The following is a 20425-nucleotide window of genomic DNA, read 5'->3' as shown; positions in this document are numbered from 1 at the left end:
ATGTTTCAACCTACCCATTGTTGGAAAAAGAACGACGCGGATGCCAAGACGGCATTCGCGCGGGGTTTTGTGTGCGCTAACTAAGGACAGTTATATCTATGAAAGAGCTATTCACCACTCGACAGGTTGCTGTCAGCTCCATTCGGCACGCTATTCGGCAAGCCAATCGCGCTTCTTGCGGCGCTCTCGCCTGTTACCTGGCCACCCTCGGTGTAGCCCAGGCTGCGCCTTACGTAGAAGCCGGCCAGGCCGGGAATGTCGCCAGTTGGCGCAGCCCGGAGTTCACGGCCCAATGGGGGCTGGGCGCGATCAACGCCGACCAGGCCTACGCGGCCGGTTACACCGGCAAGGGCGTGAAGTTGGGGATTTTCGATCAGCCGGTGTACGCACCGCACCCGGAATTCGCCAGCCCGGATAAGGTGATCAACCTGGTTACCAGTGGCATTCGCGAGTACACCGACCCCTATATTCCGGTAAAGGCCGGCGACGCCTTCCGCTACGATGGTACCCCTACCCCTGACTCCAACGGCCGGCTGGGTAACCACGGCACCCACGTAGGTGGCATCGCTGGCGGCAACCGAGACGGCGGGCCCATGCACGGCGTGGCCTTCAACGCCCAGATCATCAGCGCCGACAACGGCGACCCAGGCCCGGAAGACGGCATTGTGCTGGGCAACGACGGCGCGGTTTACCAGGCTGGCTGGAACGCATTGGTCAACAGTGGCGCGCGCGTCATCAATAACAGCTGGGGCATCGGCATTACCGACCGCTTTGCCCAAGGCGGTCGCGACCCGGCCTTTCCGCACTTCACCGTGCAGGATGCGCAGCTGCAGTTCGATCAGATCCGACAGATCCTCGGCACTCGCCCAGGGGGCGCTTATCAGGGCGCCATCGATGCAGCGCGCAGCGGCGTGGTCACCATTTTCGCCGCAGGCAACGACTACAACCTGAACAACCCGGACGCCATGGCCGGACTCGGGTATTTCGTGCCAGAGATCGCCCCCAACTGGCTGACGGTTGCTGCCTTGCAGCAAAACCCGAACGCCACGGCCGCCGGCACCACGCCTTACACCTTGAGCACCTTTTCTTCTCGCTGCGGTTACACGGCCAGCTTCTGCGTGTCGGCGCCAGGCACGCGGATCTACAGCTCCGTGCTCAACGGCACCAGCTTGGCAGACCTGACCGTGGGCTGGGCCAACAAAAACGGTACCTCCATGGCTGCGCCCCATGTCGCGGGCAGCATGGCAGTACTGATGGAGCGCTTCCCCTACATGACCGGCGCACAGGTGGCCGACGTGTTGAAAACCACCGCCACCGAACTCGGCGCGCCTGGCGTGGACGCACTGTATGGCTGGGGCATGATCAACCTGGGCAAGGCCGTCAACGGCCCGAGCATGTTCGTCACCGAGGCGGATATTCCCGCCGAGTTTCGTATCAGTGGCGCCTATGGCGACAGCCAGTTCGTTGCCAACCTGCCGGGCACCGGCGCGGTGGTCGATGCCGGTAAACCGACCCAGCGCCTCTGCAGCGGGCCACAATGCGGGCGGGACGTGTGGAGCAATGACATAGCCGGGCATGGCGGCTTGACCAAGCTGGGTATCGGTACCTTGGTGCTGACTGGCGCCAACACCTACAGCGGCCCGACCCTGGTCAATGAAGGGCGCCTGGCGGTCAATGGTTCGCTGGCCTCGGCGGTGACCGTCAACGACACGGGCATACTGGGCGGCAACGGCCGGGTCGCGTCCCTTGCTGCCAACCGTGGCGGTACGGTTGCGCCGGGCAATTCCGTGGGCACCTTACAGGTGGCGGGGGACCTTAACCTGGCGCCCGGCGCTGTGTATGCGGTGGAGTTGTCGCCCGCTGGCAGCGACCGCATCATCGCCGGCGGACAGGCTACAGTGAGCGGTGCGACCATGGCCCTCTCGCTGGAAAACGGCGCCAGCTTCACCACAAGCGAGGTCAACAGCCTGATCGGCCGGCCGTTCAGCGTGCTGCAAGCCGCTGGCGGCGTGCAGGGCCAGTTTGGGTCGGTGCTGGATAACTACGCTTTCCTGGATGGCAACCTGGCCTACAGCGGTACGGGCGTTGCCCTGGCCCTGGAGCGCAACGGGGACAGCTTCGCCAGCGCCGCGCAAACCGCTAACCAGGCCAACGTAGCGGCGGCCGCCGAGCAATTAGGGGCCGGTAACGCGGTGTACGAAGAGCTGCTGTTGAGCCCTGATGCGGCTACCGCCCGGCGTGCCTACACCCAGTTGTCCGGCGAAGTGCACCCGGCCATCGCCACTCAGTTGATCAACGACAGCCGCCAGGTACGCGATGCCGTAGGTGATCGCCTGCGCGTCGAAGGGCTATACGACCAGCCTGCGGCGGGCGTTGAAGGCAACAACCTGTGGGTGAAAGGCCTGGGTGCCTGGGGCAAGAACGCCGGCAGCAGCGACAGCGCCACTTCAACCTCATCCCTGGGCGGCCTGCTCGCCGGTGTGGACGGCCTGGTGGCTGAGCACACCCGGTTAGGCGCCATAGTCGGTTACAGCGATACCTCGTTGGGCATGGGTGACGACACCCATTCCAGCGCCTCGGCCGATAGCTACCACCTGGGGGCGTACATTGGCCACGAGGAAGGGGCGTTGCGCCTGACCGCAGGTGCATCCCATAGCTGGCACCGCATTGACGTCAAGCGAGACCTGCAGCTGGGTACTTCGGCCGACCGCCTGAAGGTCAAGCGCGACGCGCAATCGACCCAGGTGTTCACCGAAGCGGCCTATCGCCTCAACCTGCAGCCTTTGGCGCTGGAGCCTTTCGCCAACCTGGCCTACGTTCACTTCGACAGCGACAGCTTTACGGAGAAGGGAGGCGCCACGGCGCTCAAGGGGAATGACGACACCCGCGACACGGTGCTGTCCACGCTGGGCGCGCGTGCCGGTAGCCGGTTTAACCTCACCGATACCCAGAAACTGGACGTCTCAGGTACGTTGGGCTGGCAGCATAACCTGAGCGATACCTCGGCCGAGCAGCACCTGGCCTTTGCCAGCGGGGTGAATAGCTTTGCCGTGCAAAGCGTGTCCATGGACCGGGACGCCGCCGTCGTGGGCGCCCGCGCCAGCCTTGTCTTGAACCGGGATGCGCGGATCGATCTGGACTACAACGGCCTGCTGGGCGCCCGGGATAAAACCCACGGCGTAGGGCTGTCGCTGAATTGGGCGTTCTAACCTCAAGCGCTGCCTGAAAGCCTGCGCCAGCTCAGGTGCTCTTGCCTGATACTAAAAACCGTTTAAAGGGTCCACTTCGACCCTTCAAACGGTTCAGTAGCGATTCGGTGGAGCACCTGAGCACCTGAGCACCGGCTCGAAATAGTGCTCTCTTTGATCTAGACCACCCCTCAAGCCCGGTCTTACCCAGGCATTGACGGCTTCCATGCCTCTCTCAAGCAAATGTCCGTCACCGGGCACGTGATTGACGTCCCTCATTACGTATCGACAGGGTCATGACAACTCGATGCGTTCCACCTTGCCCACCAACAGGATGTAGGACAACGCCCCAAGCAGCGCCAGAACGGCGATGTAAGTGATCGCCGGCGCAAAGGAATCACCCGACGCCAGGAAGCCGATGACGATCGGTGTGGCAATTGCCGCCAGGTTGCCGATCAGGTTGAACGTGCCACCGGTCCGTCCCAACAGCCGCGCCGGGGCGAGGGTCGAGACCAGCGACCAAGTGATCAGCGTCGACGGCGGAGGAAAACTAGGCGGCAGATGGCGACTCAAGCAGTTATGTCTTTCATAAAGATGTTTAACCAAAGTCGCTATGATAAAGATCCGACAGCGAACTTCAGTAGCCATTGAGCACACAATTTTGGTCACGATGGAGAACCGTCGTCCCTATCGTGACCTGAATAGGTAATCTCAAACATGAATCAATATCGTTGCTGATAAATAAATTTTTCTTCGGTTTTAGAGGGGGAGAGATAGAAGCTAGGTTGCGCTTGATTGGATGAGTAGCACCAGGGCTATTAACAGAATAATCTGCACTGTCCAAGGAATTGTAAGCAGGTATCTGAATTTCACAGGAAAGCATTCAATGTCCTTCACATCCACCAAGCCCCTTTTTTCTCCAACACTTGGCATCCAAAGATAAAAATAAATCATATTGCAGCGCATAATCTTTCCCAAAAGCCCTGCACTAGAAAAAACCTCTTTATTTTGCTCGACAAATTTACAGCTGGGAAGACAATGTTCAAATTTCTCGGTATAGGCGTGAGCCACATAAAAAGAAATACACACTGTAATTACGGCGAATAAAATAATGATTGTCGCTATCAACCCGGGGTCCACGTCTGTCATCGGCTTGTCTGCCTGTATAGATAGTCACCCATCATCTCACCACCTTTAGTTCCAAGCGCGCCTCCCGCCATACCTCCCGCAGCGCCTCCGATTACTGCACATGCTAATGCAGCACCTCCGCCTGTTGGTATGCTTAACCCAACACATATCATTCCGGCAATGCCACTACCGACCGAGCCACCTATCGCGCCAACACTCAAACTCCCCAGTAGCGAGCTACCCTCAACATACGTGGCTTTTTTGCACTCTTGCTCTCTGCCCAATGTACAAGCTTTATGAATCGACAAACCGGTGGATGCCACATCTAAAGCAGTGCCTATGTAAGCCCCTTTCTTTGCTAATTTAGCGGCTTTAGCGACGCCCGAGACCTTATCTGCATATCCAGATATTTCGCCCGTGTGCATGTAGCTGGAAGTGGATATTCCCAAAAGCCTTTTAATTGAACCTTCGTTACGTAATCCCGAACCGTAAGATGCCATGCTTGATAGCTGTTTATCCAGCTTCAAGAAAAGGGCGGTTCGTTTTGCATAGAACGTGTCACGGCCTGCCATAGAACCTGATCCAAGGTGATCTCTGTGCAATTTTTCTATGTCATCGAGTGTGGTCTTGATAGCGTCCAGGTGTTCGTTCCATCCCTCGGTTACGGCACCTACACCGGTTGAGGCATTTGAAAGAAGACTTTGCAATAATTCAAAATTATCAAGAAAAAAATCATCCGCGCCCGCCCCATTGCTGAGCAAGTCCGTATGGACTTGACTGGCCTTAGTCATCATGTAGGCTTCTTGGCTTGTACAGGAGGGGGTAGATGAATCACCTAGAATTACAAGCTCCCCCGCCAATACAACACTGCCTGCTATATGGGCATTAAGGACGTTGAATTTGGCTTTTGAGTTTTTGGAAAGCGGGATATTTGCCTTCAGAGTTTCGAAGTTTTGCGTTCTGGAGTTGATGAAAGACTGAACTTCGGACATATCATTGCCTCACGAATACTTCTTATTGCCGATCCGATCCCATCCGCCAGTTACGTTACCGCCGGCGAGACCATCGCTGCGTTTTTGCAAGGTATATGTGGTTTTGATGCGACCGTAATTCAGTTGCACAATTTCGATTGGCACGCCTGAACTAGCGCTTTGGGAGTAGTCCGCTATAATAACTTCTTCAAGTACTACTTCATAATACTTGAGTCTTTCGGCGCTTGCTCTGCAGAGCACCAGTTTCACCTCTTTGAGGTGCTGACCTGCACAGCTAGCCTCCATCAGCTTGCAACTGGCGCTGTCCAGGTATTTTGTGAAGGTGAAGTTGCTCATTGTGGTTCGACCGGAGGACGCGCCTCCTGAGGAACTGGCTGTGGCTGAAGTGCTTTGGCTAACGCCAAAGTTGTAGCCAGTGATTTCGATCCATTTGCTGAACTTCTCGTCCAATGCTTCGCCGGGAATTTCTGCGATCTGAATATAACCGTCAAAAGCCATGTGCACCTCTCCTTGGTTAGCTGTAATACATAAGGTCAACTCCCACCCAATCGACAACCATTTTCGCGTCGAGTTCCGCAGGTCATAAACTATTTCCATTCAACCTTAAGGTGAGTTCAAAACCGTACGTGGCATCGGCGACTTGGTCGTGCACTCGTAGCTCGTTGGTGGGGAGCTTTTTGTTCAGAGGGACTGCTGACCTTCAAGGCACGAGACACCCACTCAGCACAGGCATCATCGCATTCTGCAAACGTAGATTTAATCCCTCAGGCTGGGTAGTTCCGCTAAGGGCTGTGACCGGGTAACCCAAGCGACGGCACAAAGCGCCAACCCGCTAATATTCAGGCTGACAGGGTTGAAAGCATCGACAAGGAGTGCAGGCTGCACCAGCGCGATATCCGCAAGTAACCCTACTAAAACGATAGCGGCGATCGCCAATGACCAAACGTTCCGCGGTGCGAGCAGCAGTAAAGCTGCTAATGCCAGTTCCGCTATGCCTGCGCCGCGAGACAGCCAGGGAGCACCCTCCAGGCCACGGGCTCGCAGCAACAGTTGCTCCCCCGGACTAGGCGCAATCAGCTTCGGCACGAGCCCATGGTAAGCAAACATGAAAGCGAGACCGCCACGCCCCAGCCAATGTGCTTGGCGCAGTGCGGTCATGGCCGCGCCTTTAGAAAGCGACGCTCATGATCTTGAGTCGGCATCAGGCAGACATCGTACTGCCCGAATAATCTATATCGGTTGAGCGCGACCCGGTCATAAGACCAGTCCCGCAGCCACCGTGGAAATACCTTCAGCACTTGAAGCAGGGGCCACGCGCCCGGCAGCCGACCGATGACCTCAAAAAACGCATCCGACCTCACCCAGTAATGATGGTCGCGGATAACCGCCATTGTATCGAACATATCGACGGGTAAACCCGCCCAAGCCAGCAGCGCCTGACCTTCCTCCGATTGAACGGTGGCAAGCCGGACGCGGTGGCCGCGATCATACCGGATCAAAAACTTCGCCCAGCCGTTACACAGCTTACAGACCCCGTCGAACAAGACGACGGTTTCATCAGGCGCCAGATAGGGTGCGGGGGCGGGACGAGTCAGCGACGCAGGCATAGGCAGGACTCTAGGGCGATACAGTGGCGTCATTCTAGGCGGCAGCGAATGCGTCACCGAACTGTTGATCCATACAGTATCTGGAGCTAATCTAGCCGGAGAACATACGTACTCCTGACGGCAATCTTATGACCCATCCCACTCCGTGCATCGCCAACACCGCTCTAGACCGCGGTATGCCTACCGAACTCGAAAGCTACCAGCACCAGTGTCTGATGCTGTTGGACGAGCTGCAGGAAGCCTGGTCTGACATCCGAAGGTTGAAAGCTGATGCACATACCTTGATAGCCATGAACGAAGGCCTGAAGGCAGAGCTCAAGGCTTTGAAGGTCGCGGCAGCAGCGCAATCAATGGAGTGTGATGTCGCGTTGGTCGGGACGTCAGCTGGACAGCAAGCGCGGTGATTGGCGTCCGGTGAGAAAATGCAGATACTTCCACCAAGCCAGCCCATCATGATGGAAGCACTTAATGGCAAGGAAGCAAAAAAGCAGCCCAGACATGGCGGCCATGGCGACCTTGATATTCATATTGGTCGTGCTCATCGTAGCTGTACCACCCCGAATGCGGCTCTTGGTCGCGCTTTTGGCGGGGATCGCTGGCTTCATCTGGCTAGTGAAGAAGTCTATTCGAGCGTCATCAACCGGCCCTCCTCGCCCGAAGAATACGATCCTACCCGACTCAAAAGGTCAAACTACAACCTTGTCGAATAACGAGTCCAAATCAGAAACCAGTCTTGAAGTAAGCAACGCTAACGGTGCTCACTCGGATTTCCATGTGGTCAGGGTGAACTCGCCTGAGCAGCAGTTCACCATCCCCAAGCCCAAGCCCAAGCCCAAGCCCAAGGATGTTTTTCCGCAAGCTCGATGGATTGGCAAGGATGAAACCATCACTGTCGGCGGCCATGTTCTTCAGGGTGGCATGGTCTATTTTGCTGAGAAAGCAGATCGCACGTTCAAACAAGAGCCCTCGCTGATTAACGGCCAACTGCCTGTACAAGCTGCGCATGTCGATCTAACCGAAAAAATCACCGGCTACTGGCCCAGTTACAGCGGCATCTCGCCTGCAGCACGGCGTGGCTACCTGCAATGGCTGTCCGAAGGGCGACGTACGCCCAATGTGGATATTGGCTACGTCTTCATCTTCTTTTACGGGCTTGAACGTCGGGCGGTCGTTGATTCGATCACGGACGATGTAGCGCGCTCGGAGTTCCCCACCATCGTCAGAGAGGTCAAGCGTCTAAGGGCACTTTACGGTGAGAACGCGTCGTTTCGAAATTACGCGTCGAATTTGCTCAATCATATCCAGCTCATGGATGTGAAGCCGCAGATGTACATAGGAGCACCGCCTCGTTTCGAATGCACCGACGTTGAAATGCCGATGTCGCTGCGGCTGGCATTGGGGCAAATGGCCCAGGACAAGCATCCTTTAAATGCTGCGTGGGCGTTGGCCTGGGCAAAATCAGACCCAAACATCAGCCGACGCACCTCAGTAAGTAGATGTGCGGATCAGTTTGAACAGCTTTTCGTGACGCGGTATTCCACCCGCTATCCAAACGGTCTTGTGCTCAACCAAAACAAGACCATGCTTAAAACGAGCTACCGCTCAGCCTCTTCTCGCTTGGGTGTTCCCGACATGGCGCTGGGCGACATACCGGATGTTTCCGTTACGTCGGCAACGCGCAAAAAGCTCCAGGGCATAGTCGATGAATGCACGCTTATCCTCGACCCATACAGCAGATACCTGGGTCGCAATGCTGGAGGGGCCTCCGATCTGGAGGGTATTTTGCAGCTGCCAGTGGCCCTCTGGCCGGCTGCAGCAAAGGATGTGATCGCTGATCTGCAGCGGCAAGTCGGCGAGGAGCATCTGGTCATGACCTTCGAGGATCTTGCAGGACGTTTTGGATCTGCAGGAGCTCTCCCGCGCGGAACAATCGTCGCCTTGGCGAGAGCATTCGAGTCCTTGAATATCGGCTTTGAGCCGGACGTACTGTCCGGCAGCCGTACTCCCAAGAATCTGGACACCATCGTATTGTTCGCGGCAGGTGACGATGATGCGAGCGTACGGACCACCTCGGACTACCACGCCGCAGCGGTGACGCTGGATTTGGCAAGTGCGGTCGCGGCTGCAGACAGGGTGACGTCGAGTGAGGAGATGGCTCAGCTCGGGCGGCATATCGACTCCTGGACTCATCTCGGCGCAGGCCATCTCAAACGGCTCAAAGCCCACTTGCAGATCCAGATTCTGCAGCCACCTACCCTGGCGAGCCTGAAGAAGAAGCTAAGCCCTCTGAACGCCGATGCCAAACGTGCCATGGCCAGGTTTCTCGCTCATCTCGCTCAAGCTGACGGAAGCGTTTCGCCGCAGGAAGTCCGGCTGCTGGAACGCGTCTATAAAACTCTGGAGCTGGATCCCCAGTTGCTTTACGGGGACTTACACGGCGCAGCCATCACCCCTCCTCAAAATATCTCCACGCCGCCCAGATTTGGTGCCTTGCCTAGTTCCGACCAGACCGGTGAGATGCCAGGCAATTCTGCCGCGACCCAAAGCTTCAATCTGGACATGGATAAAATTGCGCAGCTCCAGCGCGAAACGGCAGTGGTGTCAGCGTTGCTGGCCGAAGTATTCAGTGATGAATTTCCAGAACCGCCTGCCATCGTGGACAGCATCAATGATCAGCCCACTGACCATGCAGCGACCGTACATGGGCTCGACACAGAGCACTCAGCGTTTCTGCGAATGATCGTGTCACGTCGCGAATGGAGCCGCCAAGAGCTGGAAGATGTGGCCACTGATATGGAGCTCATGCTGGATGGCGCTCTTGAGCAAATCAACGACATGGCGTTTGAGCGGTTCGACATGCCAGTCTCTGAGGGGGATGACCCCATCGAGATCAACCCGGATATCCTGGAAGAATTAGCCCTATGAGCACGATACGCCCAAAGGATCGCGATGCGGTCATCCAGTCATTGCGAGCCGGTGTAGTCCCTCGTGCGGGCCAGCATCTTATTCAAGTGGGTCGAGCGGGTGAGCTCGACGCCCTTCTCAAAGACATAGATCGACTCGCTGACGGTGGCTCCGCCTTCAGGATTGTTGTAGGCGAATATGGGGCCGGGAAAACCTTTTTCCTTAACCTTGTCCGGGGCATTGCGATGGAGCGAAAGCTGGTCACAATGCACGCCGATTTAAACCCGGATCGCCGGCTGCATGCCTCAGGCGGACAAGCACGCTCCCTTTATGCCGAGCTTGCTAAAAACATGTCCACCCGGACGAAACCGGACGGTGGTGCGCTGCAGGGTATCGTTGAAAAATTCATTTCCCAGGCTAAATCGGAAGCGAAAACTCGGGGCGTCGAGAGCGAAGTCGTTATTAGAGAATTCCTCGCCGATCTCACTGAGATGGTGAACGGCTACGACTTCGCTGACGTCATTGCCAAGTATTGCCAAGGGTTTGAACAAGGCAACGAGCAGCTCAAGGCGGATGCCATCCGGTGGCTTCGAGGCGAGTTCACTACCAGGACAGATGCACGTGCGGCGCTCGGTGTCCGAACCATCATTGATGACGCATCGGTCTACGATCAGTTGAAGTTGCTGTCACGGTTCGTACGCCTGGCGGGGTTTGGCGGCCTCATGATTTACCTGGACGAGCTCGTAAATCTTTACAAGCTCGCGAACACCCAGGCACGCAACGCCAACTACGAGCAGATCTTGCGGATTCTGAATGACTCCCTACAAGGCTCGACCGAGGGCCTTGGCTTCGTCCTTGGCGGTACGCCTGAGTTTCTGATGGACACCCGGCGCGGACTTTACAGCTACCCCGCCTTGCAATCCCGGCTTGCCGAAAACACGTTCGCCAAATCTGGACTGATCGACCTGTCGGGGCCGGTCATCCGCCTAAGCAGCCTGACTCCAGAAGACTTCTACGTACTGCTTCAAAAGCTGCGCAACGTTTATGCCTACGGTGACCCGGACAAATACCTGATGCCTGACGAGGCGATCCCTGCGTTCATGGCGCACTGCAACCAACGGTTGGGTGAGGCCTACTTCCGCACTCCACGCACAACCATCACAGCCTTCATCAATCTGCTCGCGGTGCTGGAACAGAACCCTGGAGCGGACTGGCGTGCCTTGGTGGGGGCCGTTCAGATTGCCCAGGATGATGGCGGCAAGCAGGATTTAAGCATCGAGGCAGACGATGAGCTCACAAGTTTCAAACTCTGAATCCTCGTCTTTCGAGCGCCTGCACCCCGACGTTCAACAGTGGGTCTGGGCCCAGGGATGGACAGCGTTAAGGGACGCACAGGAATGGGCAATTTCCGCGCTGGTCGATGCTGATCGGGATGTGATTATCGCCGCCTCAACAGCTGCCGGGAAAACTGAGGCCGCATTCCTGCCCATCCTCACTAACCTGCTGGAGCACCAAGACCCAGCTGGGGCCGTCCTCTATATCAGCCCACTAAAGGCACTCATCAACGATCAATGGGACAGGCTGAGTCGACTCTGTGAGCAGTTGGATCTTCCCGTCGTCGCATGGCACGGGGATGTGTCTGCCAGCAAAAAACACAAGTTTCTCAGGTCTCCTAATGGCGTCTTGCTGATGACCCCAGAGTCGCTTGAGGCGCTGTTCGTCAACAGAGGCTCCAGCCTGATGGCCCTGTTCCAGAACCTGCGTTACATCGTGGTCGATGAGCTGCATGCCTTCATTGGCAGCGAGCGTGGCAAGCAGCTCCAGTCATTGATGCAGCGAGTCGAGCTTGTATCCGGAAAAACCCTGCCGAGAGTCGGCTTGTCCGCCACGCTGGGAGATATGTCGCTGGCGAGCGAGTTTCTCAGGCCCGGGCATCCAGAGCGGGTGCAGGTGATTGAATCGAAATCATCTGGCCAGAACCTTCAGGTGCAAGTGCGCGGCTATATGATGCCGCCGATGCAAAAGTTGCGTGCTGTCGAAGTACCGAATGCCGACCCTGATCAGAACCCTGAGGAAGAGGAGGAAGAAGACGAGTCCGGCTCCAGGCATGCCATCGCCGCACACATGTACAAGGTGCTGCGCGGCAGTAACAATTTGGTTTTCCCGAACAGTCGGCAGGAGGTGGAGTGGTACGCAGATCGCCTACGTCGCCTCTGCGAAATCAGCGGTATGCCCAACGAATTCCTGCCTCATCACGGCAGCCTTTCGAAAGACCTTCGAGAAGACACGGAGCGTGCGCTCAAAGCAGGCACACCGCCAGCAACCGCCGTGTGCACCACTACCCTGGAGCTTGGCATAGACATCGGCAACATCAAGACAGTTGTCCAGATAGGTTCGCCTCCATCAGTTGCGAGCCTGCGCCAACGCCTAGGCAGGTCAGGCCGCCGCAACGACGAACCCGCCACTCTCCGGGCCTACTGTCAGGAACGGGAGCTGACTGACCAATCTTTATTGTCAGACCTGCTACGCCAGAACCTCGTCCAAACCATCGCGATGATCAGGCTACTGATTGGCAACTGGTTCGAGCCGCCCAGGGCTGAGGGTTTGCATGCCTCCACCCTGGTGCAACAGATTCTGTCAGTGATCGCACAACAAGGAGGCGCCAGCGCTGCTCAGCTATGGGGTGGCCTGGTAGAAAGCGGAACATTCAAGAGCATTTCCAAGGCTGACTTCTTCTCTCTACTGAAAGGTCTCGGCGAGAAGAAACTGATCGTACAAGACAGCTCAGGTTTGTTGCTTCCAGGAGAGATCGGCGAACGGCTCATCAACCATTACGAGTTCTACAGTGCTTTCACCAGCGACGAAGAGTTCAGGCTGGTACGGGAAGGCAAACCGCTAGGCTCAATACCGGTCAGTCGGCCTCTGATGAAGGGCCAGCGAATCATCTTTGGTGGCCGGCGTTGGCGGGTACTGGATGTCGATATCGGAAAAAAGGTGATCGTCGTCACTGCCGCCCGAGGCGGTCAGCCTCCACAGTTCGACGGGCTTGGTGCCATGGTGCACGATCATGTCCGCGAGGAAATGCGCGCTGTACTGACCGAAACGACGCCCTGCCCCTTCATCGATAGCAAAGCACAGGAGTTGCTGAGCGAAGCCCGTAAATCGTTCAGATCACTCGGACTGTTAAATGAGTTCACATATGGCTCTGACTCGAAAACTCATCTACTCACATGGCTTGGCGATCAAACCAACGACGCTCTGGTGCTAATGTTCCACCATGTGGGAATGGCGTGCGAGAGCTCAGGCCTTGCGTTGTCGGTTGGGGGTTCACAAAAGAATGTCGCTGAAGCGCTCGCCAAGATCGCTGAGCTAGATCCGGACGACATCGAATCACTGCTGGAAGGCGTCGAGAATCTCATCAAGGAAAAATGGGACTGGGCATTGCCACGCTCACTGCTTATGAAATCCTATGCCTCGTCTCAACTCAATTTCAAAGGCGCGGTCGAGTTCGCAAAGTTGTTCAGTGCTCGGAGGCTTCACGGTGGAAGCACGTTTGAAAGCAAAACCGTTCACTAGCGGTAGTGCCCGATTACTGAAGGCGATGGCTGCGGATACGGCGTGTGCGCTTTAGGTGAACGAGGGTGGGAAGTTTGGCGACTCAAACGACCGAAAGCGTTTCAGGCGTCGCTCTCTCACCGCCCTCACCTAACTCCGCCACAGCAAAAACGCTCCAGACCTGGAGGTTTGACGAGGTCGATGCAGATTGCGCGGCGGCGATGAGCGTCTGGATTGCGCCTTCAGGCAATGGCTCGCAGTAAATGCTGCAGACGCTGCGATGATCGAGGAGTTGATCGATTATATCGTTCCAGGCGACGAGCGCTGATGCATCTGGCTCACCATAGCGAGCCGCCATCTTTGATTGGTTGTTGGTAGTCATGAACACTCTCCAAAGGTCAACGGAGGCTATCAAGCTGACTCTCGGTGACCCTTGCAGAAGCAACACCAGCCCGAACGACCTGCGACTCCAGGAAGTAGTGAATATGCGCCCTGAGCGCAGCTCTCAACGAAATGCACTCAGGTAAAGGTTCGTCACAAGGCAGTGATTGACGCCCTCTTTACGTATCGACACGGCCATCACAACTCGATGCGTTCCACCTTGCCCACCAACAGGATGTAGGACAACGCCCCAAGCAGCGCCAGAACGGCGATGTAAGTGATCGCCGGCGCAAAGGAATCACCCGACGCCAGGAAGCCGATGACGATCGGTGTGGCAATTGCCGCCAGGTTGCCGATCAGGTTGAAGGTGCCGCCGGTCAGTCCCAACAGCCGCGCCGGGGCGAGGGTCGAGACCAGCGACCAAGTGATCGACGCCAGGCCATTACCGAAGAAGGCCAGAGCCAGGAAAGCGATCACCAGCGGGGTCGAGTCGACGTAGTTGGCGCCGATGATCGAGGTGGAAATCAGCAGACCGGCGATGATCGGCGTCTTGCGCGCGAAGCCGACGGTATGACCGCGACGAATCAGCCAGTCGGAAAAGAATCCCGAGCAGAGCACGCCGACGAAGGCCGCGAGGAACGGCAGCGACGCCAGCAAGCCGGACTTGATGAAGTCCATGCCGCGGTATTTGACCAGGTAGGTCGGGAACCAGGTGAGGAAGAACCACAGCGTCGAGTTCAGGCAGAACTGGCCCAGGTAGATGCCCCACAGCTTGCGCTTGGTCAGCACGATGCCGAGGTCCTGCCAGCTGAAACCGTTTTTGCGTTTCGAGGCATCGGTTTGCATGTCGACCAGGCCGCCGCCATCCTTGATCAGGTCAATCTCGCCCTGATTGATGCCTCTGAAATCGCGGGGCTCGCGGTAAACCATGTACCAGATCGCCGCCCAGAGCACGCCGACGCCCCCGGTGGCGACGAACACCATGTGCCAGCCGTAGCGGGTCTGCAACCACGCGAGCACAGGGGTCAGGAAGGCCAGGCCGACGAACTGGCCGGAGGTGTAAAAGCCGACGGCGGTGGCGCGTTCTTTTTCAGGGAACCAGGCGGTGACGACGCGGCTGTTGATCGGATAGGCCGGGGCCTCCAGCGCGCCGACGGCCATGCGCAAAATGAACAGGCCGATGAAGCTGCCAACGAAGCCGAGAAAAATGGTCGCAATGGACCACAGCGCCAGTGCCACGGTGTAGAGAATGCGCGGCGGAACGCGATCCACCAGCCAGCCACCGGGGAGCTGCATGGCGGCGTAGGTCCAGCCGAACGCGGAGAAGATCAGACCGACGTGCACCGGGTCGATGCCCAGCTCGCTGGTCAGTGCGGGCGCGGCGATGGACAGGTTGCTGCGGTCGAGGTAGTTGATCACCACGGTGATGAACAGCAGCACCATGATGAAGAAGCGTTTGCGGGTCGGCGTGGCGGTGGTCGCCCGCGCTTGGGAAGCAGTCTGTGTGCGCAAGGGAAGTGCCTCTTTTTATGGTTATCTGAGGTCTGGAGTTTTTTTGGTGTAAGTGAGCCGTGAAAAGCTTCGTGAGCACGCTCACTCCCACGTGAGGGTCAGCGCCCTCGACATCAGGGTCAGCCACAGTCCCTGTGGGAGCGAGCTTGCTCGCGAATGATTGTTCCCACGCAGAGCGCGGGAACGATCAAGTCAGCACAGACGGATCACCACTCGGCAAAGCTGCCGTCGGCGTGGCGCCAGATCGGGTTGCGCCAGCGGTGGCCGATGGCGGCGCGTTCCTTGACGTACTCTTCGTTGATCTCGATGCCCAGGCCCGGGCCGTTCGGGATCTTCACCATGCCCTTGTCGTAGTCGAAGACTTCGGGATTCTTGATGTAGTCGAGCAGGTCGTTGCTTTCGTTGTAGTGAATGCCCAGGCTCTGCTCCTGAATGAACGCGTTGTAGCAAACGGCGTCCAGCTGCAGGCACGCGGCCAGCGCGATCGGGCCCAGCGGGCAATGCAGCGCGAGTGCCACGTCATAGGCTTCGGCCATGTTGGCGATCTTGCGGGTTTCGGTGATGCCGCCGGCGTGGGAAGCATCCGGCTGGATGATGTCGACGTAGCCTTCGCTCAACACGCGTTTGAAATCCCAACGGGAGAACAGCCGCTCGCCCAGGGCAATCGGCGTGCTGGTCAGCGGCGCCAGTTCCTTCAGCGCTTCGTAGTTCTCGCTGAGCACCGGCTCTTCGATGAACATCAGCTTGTACGGGTCCAGCTCTTTCATCAGCACTTTAGCCATCGGCTTGTGCACGCGACCGTGGAAGTCGACGCCGATGCCGACGTTCGGGCCCACGGCATCACGCACGGCGGCGACGTTGGCCAGGGCCAGATCGACCTTGTCGAAGGTGTCGAGGAACTGCAGCTCTTCGGTGCCGTTCATTTTCACCGCAGTGAAGCCACGCTCGACCGCTTCTTTCGCGGCACGGGCGGTGTCAGCCGGACGGTCGCCGCCGATCCACGAATACACCCGGATCTTGTCACGCACCTGGCCGCCGAGCAGGTCGCTGACCGACACGCCCAGGGCCTTGCCCTTGATGTCCCACAGCGCCTGATCGATGCCCGCCAGCGCGCTCATGTGAATGGCGCCGCCCCGGTAGAAGCCGCCGCGATAGAGGACGGTCCAGATGTCTTCGATGTTGCGCGGGTCTTTGCCGATCAAATAGTCGGACAGTTCCTCAACCGCTGCAGCCACGGTGTGCGCGCGGCCCTCGACCACAGGCTCGCCCCAACCGGTGACGCCCTGGTCGGTTTCGACTTTCAGGAAGCACCAGCGCGGCGGAACGATGTAAGTCGTGAGTTTGGTGATTTTCATGTCTTGTCTCTCTTATTCAAAAACACATGCTCGATGGCGCAACGAGCGGGTCAGTCACTGGTTGTTGGCAGGCTTGTGCTGGTGCCAGGCGTCGACATAGGCCTTGGCGCTCTTGGCCACGTCCTCGGCGCTCATGCCCGGCTTGAACAGCCCCGAACCCAGGCCGAAACCGGACACGCCGGCGTCCAGGAAGACTTTCATGTTGTCCGGGGTGATGCCGCCCACCGGAATCAGCGCCGTGCCGGCCGGCAATACCGCCAGCCAGGCCTTGACCACCGCCGGGCCCATTTGCTCGGCTGGGAACATCTTCAGTACGTCGGCGCCTTCGGCCAGCGCCGCGAAGGCTTCGGTCGGTGTCGCCACGCCCGGAGACAGGAACAGGCCTTCGGCCTTGGCCGCGCGCAGCACCTTCGGGTCGCTGTGGGGCATGACGATGACCTGGCCGCCGGCTTCCTTGACCTGGCGCACTTGCTCCGGGGTCAGCACTGTGCCGGCACCGATCAGGCAATCGGCGGGCAAGCTCTGACGCAGAAGGCGGATGCTGTCGTACGGCTGCGGGGAATTGAGCGGCACTTCGATGACGCGGAAGCCGGCGGTGTACAGGACATCACCGATGGCCGGCGCTTCTTCAGGGCGCAGGCCGCGCAGAATCGCGACCAGACCGTTTTGCACGAGGGCTTGCTTGAGCATGTCAGTTCTCTACGTGAAGGGGCCGGGCAGCGGCCGAAGAGGAGGATTGAATCAGACCGGCCTGCACCGCAACCTGCCACAGGCCACGCTCGGTGGCCTGCTCCGCCAAGGTCACTTGGGCAAAATCGTTGGCATCGAGGGCGCGCCGGTAGCGGGCGATCAGCGCGTCGCTGCCGATCAGGATCACGTCAGGCAATTGCGCGTCGGTCTGGCGCAGCAGTTGCGCCAGCGCGACGATTTCATGGCCGATCAACAGGCCTGACAAGTAATCGGATTGCGCGGTACCGGACAGCACGCCGGTCAAGCCGAGCGTACGGCAACTGAAGATGGTCGACAGCGGACCCGCCGCGCCATTGGCCGACCGCGACACCGCCACGCCTCGGTCAAACGCTTCAGCGTCGAAGGTCTCGCTGCGCTGCACCGTGCGGCCAAGAATGGTGTGGCTGGACAGCGCGGCGTAGACCTCGCCGGTCATGAAGGTGTCGAAATGCTCGATTCGGCCGTCCACCGCCCTCACCCACTTCGAGTGGCTGCCGGGCAGGCCGATCAACAGGGGTTTGGTGGCTTCGCTGGCGGGCAACGAGTCGAGAGTGCCGAGGACCTGGGTTTCTTCGCCGCGCATCACGTTGGGCAACTCGGAGCGCTGCAGGATGCCGGGAATGATGTGAACGTCGACGCCGCGCACGCTGCGCACCGTGACCAGCGCGGAACTGAGCGCTGCGACGCTGGCGGGCGTCTGCTGATAGACCGCTTCGCGCCAGCCCTGGGCGCTGCCGACCATGCCGCAGGCGATCACCGGCAGCGTTGGTTCGGCGTCGAGCCAGTCGCCGCAGGCTTCGTCAAAAGCCAGTTCGAAGCCGTTGGAAACCTGCTGCCCGCCAATCGAACGGGGTGTCGATGGCAGCTGCATGATGCCCGCGCTGAGCGAACGTTGTTCCAGTACCCGGCCGTGTTCGCCGAGTCGATACGCGCGAAGGGAGGTCGTCCCCCAATCGAGCGCGATCAATTGCGCCTGCATGGCTTCACCTGATTGTTATTAATGAGTGAATGCGGGGCGAACTATAAACCTGTTGCGCTGGCAATCTCAATATATAACGGTCAATCCCATATATTGGGATTTCCTGACAGTAGGGTGTCGATGATTGCTGTTCCGAACGGGCTTACGGTTCGGGCATACTGCTGCCCGTCGCTGGCAAAACTTTCACGAACACCGTGTTAGCGTTGGCTTCGAAACAGCTATGCATCACCTCCTGTTTTCTGCTCCAACCACTCATCGGCCTCAGCGACGAAGGTGGTAACTTTCCTGTCTGTCCCTGCCATTGCCTGCCCTGCACTCCTGCTGGCGCCTGTTCGCGTGCCCGCACGCCTGACTCATCTGAAAAAGGATCCTCACGATGAAGCGATTCGTCGCGCTCGACAGCCTGCGCGGTCTCTGCGCCCTGACCTTGATCGTTCATCACTCGCACATCGAGCGAAGCCTCACGGAGCTGTCGTTTTTCCGTAATGCCAGTCAGTTCGCCGGTCTGTTCTTCGCCCTGAGCGGTTTTCTGATTTACCGGCGCTACGTCGGCACGCTGAATACCTCGCGGCAGCTGGGCGACTTCATGCTTGCTCGCGCCTGCCGGGTCATGCCGCTGCACATCGCGGTGCTGTTGTTCTTCATCGGATTCGAGTGCCTGAAGCTGGTGCTGGAGCGTTACGGGCTGCTGTTGAATTTCCCGGCGTTCAGTGGTGACCGGGCGCCCGGGGAGGTCCTGCCCAATCTGTTGCTGATTCAGGCCTGGTGGCCGGGCTTCAATGCGCTGTCGTTCAACTACCCGTCGTGGTGGCTCAGCGTCGCGTTTTATCTATGGCTGATCTTCGGGGTGGTCTGCTACGCACTGCCGGGGATGGCGCGTGTGGTGTTTCCGCTGCTGGGCGGGTTGGCGTTTGTCGGCTTGTTCGTGGATTCCGATCTGCTGACGCGCTATGTGCTGTGGGGCGCGGCGTGTTTTTTTGCGGGTACGGTGACCTATCGGCTGTATGCACGGCTGCGGCATTTCGTGCCGGGGATGGTGCTGGCCAGTGTGCTTGAGGTGGGGGTTTTGGCAGCGATCGGCTGGCTGATGGTGGCCGGCGACGCTCCGCTGACGATTGAGCTGTCGGTGCTGTTTTGCCTGGCGATTCTGGTGTTCGCCTGGGAAGCGGGGGTGGTGTCGCGGCTGTTGCAGGTGCGGGTGTTCCCGGCGCTGGGCCGGTTATGGCTGTCGATTTACCTGACCCATGCGGCGGTGATTTTCGTGGTCGCGACGGGGCTGACGGTGGCCGCGAAGTTTGGCGGGTATCCGCTGTTGGTGGACAAGCCGGGGGAGAGCCCGGGGACGTTGGTGCGGTATCTGAGCACGGGCAGTGCGCTGAACGACAATCTGTTGTTGCTGTTGGTGGTGGTGGCGGTTGTGGTGGTTTCGATGGTGGTTCATCGCTGGATCGAGGTGCCCCGGATGGGGTTTGCGGCGGAGCTAAGATCAAGGTCAAGAGCGTCTGCCTAACGGCAGACGTTTCGCCTTCGGCGAGTTACTTGGAAAAGTCGAAAGTCGCACCATCCCCAAGTAACCAAGGGTGCTTGCTCCTGGCTAGGTTCCTCCTTCGTCGGAATACCCTCACTCCGACGACACTCCGTGGGCCCGCGCCGAACGGACATCCATGTCCTGGCGGCGCTCTCGCCGCATCCATGCGGCTCGACCCACTGCGCGTCGTCTGCGTTCGGCCTGCACCCAAGTCGCGTTTGGCGGTGTCTGGAATTTCTGTGTCTGAAGATCAAGAGCAGATCAAGGGCAGATCAAACGCGAAGAACTGGTGGGAGTGAGCTTGCTCGGAGGTCGGTACATCCACCGCGTATCTGGTGTCTGAGATAAAGCATTCGCGAGCAAGCTCGCTCCCACAGGAAGTGTGTCCGATCAGCAATACTGGCAGCACCCAGACAGCCCTCTTCCCGGCTAAAGCCGGTCCCACTAACAGCAAGCACCACGTACCCCTGTAGGACCGGCTTCAGCCGGGAAGCTGTTGCCGTTGCTGTTGCCGTTGCTGTTGCTGTCGCCTCTGCTTTTGATCTTCATACGCAGAAGGCTCAATCA

General features: G+C 58.4%; 17 protein-coding genes and 1 pseudogene. 7 read left to right on the top strand and 11 right to left on the bottom strand.

Annotated features, from left to right (window positions below; all coding sequences use genetic code 11):
• Positions 1-98: 98 nt before the first annotated feature.
• Positions 99-3209: an autotransporter domain-containing protein gene (locus ABEH28_RS09040; protein WP_346629716.1), complete on the top strand. Its 3111-nt coding sequence runs from the start codon at positions 99-101 to the stop codon at positions 3207-3209.
• A 273-nt stretch (positions 3210-3482) separates the two neighbouring features.
• Here the strand turns inward: ABEH28_RS09040 and ABEH28_RS09035 are convergent.
• The 6 genes and pseudogenes from ABEH28_RS09035 to ABEH28_RS09010 form a co-directional block, all read right to left on the bottom strand.
• A pseudogene (locus ABEH28_RS09035) lies at positions 3483-3716 on the bottom strand (MFS transporter); the annotation flags it as partial.
• Positions 3717-3968: 252 nt separating this feature from the next.
• Complete coding sequence (locus ABEH28_RS09030) at positions 3969-4337, bottom strand: hypothetical protein (protein ID WP_346629715.1); 369 nt, start codon at positions 4335-4337, stop codon at positions 3969-3971.
• Entirely contained in the window at positions 4334-5308 is a 975-nt protein-coding gene (locus ABEH28_RS09025) for a hypothetical protein (protein ID WP_346629714.1), read from the bottom strand. The genes ABEH28_RS09030 and ABEH28_RS09025 overlap by 4 nt, the downstream gene beginning before the upstream one ends.
• Before the next feature lie 9 nt (positions 5309-5317).
• The gene (locus tag ABEH28_RS09020) at positions 5318-5806 is read right to left on the bottom strand and encodes a type VI secretion system tube protein Hcp (RefSeq protein ID WP_346629713.1); all 489 of its coding nucleotides are present in this window, start codon (positions 5804-5806) and stop codon (positions 5318-5320) included.
• A 258-nt stretch (positions 5807-6064) separates the two neighbouring features.
• Positions 6065-6466: a DoxX-like family protein gene (locus tag ABEH28_RS09015; protein WP_346629712.1), complete on the bottom strand. Its 402-nt coding sequence runs from the start codon at positions 6464-6466 to the stop codon at positions 6065-6067.
• Positions 6463-6915, bottom strand: a complete 453-nt coding sequence (locus tag ABEH28_RS09010; protein WP_346629711.1) for a thiol-disulfide oxidoreductase DCC family protein — start codon at positions 6913-6915, stop codon at positions 6463-6465. Before ABEH28_RS09010 ends, ABEH28_RS09015 begins: the two co-directional genes overlap by 4 nt.
• A gap of 176 nt (positions 6916-7091) precedes the next feature.
• Between ABEH28_RS09010 and ABEH28_RS09005 the strand changes: the two genes are divergently transcribed.
• Genes ABEH28_RS09005 through ABEH28_RS08985 form a run of 5 tightly spaced genes read left to right on the top strand, consistent with a single transcriptional unit; the run spans position 7092 to position 13395 of the window.
• Positions 7092-7319: a hypothetical protein gene (locus tag ABEH28_RS09005; RefSeq protein WP_346629710.1), complete on the top strand. Its 228-nt coding sequence runs from the start codon at positions 7092-7094 to the stop codon at positions 7317-7319.
• Between the two features lie 18 nt (positions 7320-7337).
• Positions 7338-7625, top strand: a complete 288-nt coding sequence (locus ABEH28_RS09000; protein WP_346629709.1) for a hypothetical protein — start codon at positions 7338-7340, stop codon at positions 7623-7625.
• Positions 7615-9840 (top strand): TerB N-terminal domain-containing protein, encoded by a 2226-nt coding sequence (locus ABEH28_RS08995; protein ID WP_346629708.1) that lies wholly within the window; start codon positions 7615-7617, stop codon positions 9838-9840. The genes ABEH28_RS09000 and ABEH28_RS08995 overlap by 11 nt, the downstream gene beginning before the upstream one ends.
• A complete protein-coding gene (locus tag ABEH28_RS08990) occupies positions 9837-11132 on the top strand; it encodes an ATP-binding protein (protein ID WP_346629707.1) in 1296 nt (431 codons plus the stop codon). Before ABEH28_RS08995 ends, ABEH28_RS08990 begins: the two co-directional genes overlap by 4 nt.
• Complete coding sequence (locus ABEH28_RS08985; protein WP_346629706.1) at positions 11107-13395, top strand: DEAD/DEAH box helicase; 2289 nt, start codon at positions 11107-11109, stop codon at positions 13393-13395. The genes ABEH28_RS08990 and ABEH28_RS08985 overlap by 26 nt, the downstream gene beginning before the upstream one ends.
• Positions 13396-13477: 82 nt before the next feature.
• Here ABEH28_RS08985 and ABEH28_RS08980 read toward each other — a convergent pair whose 3' ends face one another.
• The 5 genes from ABEH28_RS08980 to ABEH28_RS08960 all read right to left on the bottom strand — a co-directional run bounded on the left by ABEH28_RS08980 (position 13478) and on the right by ABEH28_RS08960 (position 18330).
• Positions 13478-13756 (bottom strand): hypothetical protein, encoded by a 279-nt coding sequence (locus ABEH28_RS08980; RefSeq protein ID WP_346629705.1) that lies wholly within the window; start codon positions 13754-13756, stop codon positions 13478-13480.
• A 197-nt stretch (positions 13757-13953) separates the two neighbouring features.
• A complete protein-coding gene (locus tag ABEH28_RS08975; protein ID WP_346629932.1) occupies positions 13954-15198 on the bottom strand; it encodes an MFS transporter in 1245 nt (414 codons plus the stop codon).
• 275 nt (positions 15199-15473) lie between these two features.
• Positions 15474-16622 (bottom strand): galactonate dehydratase, encoded by a 1149-nt coding sequence (gene dgoD, locus ABEH28_RS08970; protein ID WP_065986272.1) that lies wholly within the window; start codon positions 16620-16622, stop codon positions 15474-15476.
• A 54-nt stretch (positions 16623-16676) separates the two neighbouring features.
• Entirely contained in the window at positions 16677-17312 is a 636-nt protein-coding gene (locus ABEH28_RS08965; RefSeq protein WP_282372817.1) for a 2-dehydro-3-deoxy-6-phosphogalactonate aldolase, read from the bottom strand.
• A gap of 1 nt (position 17313) precedes the next feature.
• Positions 17314-18330 carry a 2-dehydro-3-deoxygalactonokinase gene (locus ABEH28_RS08960; RefSeq protein ID WP_346629704.1) on the bottom strand — a complete coding sequence of 339 codons (1017 nt, stop codon included), beginning with the start codon at positions 18328-18330 and terminating at the stop codon, positions 17314-17316.
• 376 nt (positions 18331-18706) lie between these two features.
• Between ABEH28_RS08960 and ABEH28_RS08955 the strand changes: the two genes are divergently transcribed.
• Complete coding sequence (locus ABEH28_RS08955; RefSeq protein ID WP_346629703.1) at positions 18707-19840, top strand: acyltransferase; 1134 nt, start codon at positions 18707-18709, stop codon at positions 19838-19840.
• Positions 19841-20425 lie beyond the last annotated feature (585 nt).

It is taken from the genome of Pseudomonas sp. Ps21-P2 (genome assembly GCF_039672565.1).
Lineage (GTDB): Bacteria > Pseudomonadota > Gammaproteobacteria > Pseudomonadales > Pseudomonadaceae > Aquipseudomonas.
This window is presented reverse-complemented; position numbering and strand designations above follow the sequence as displayed.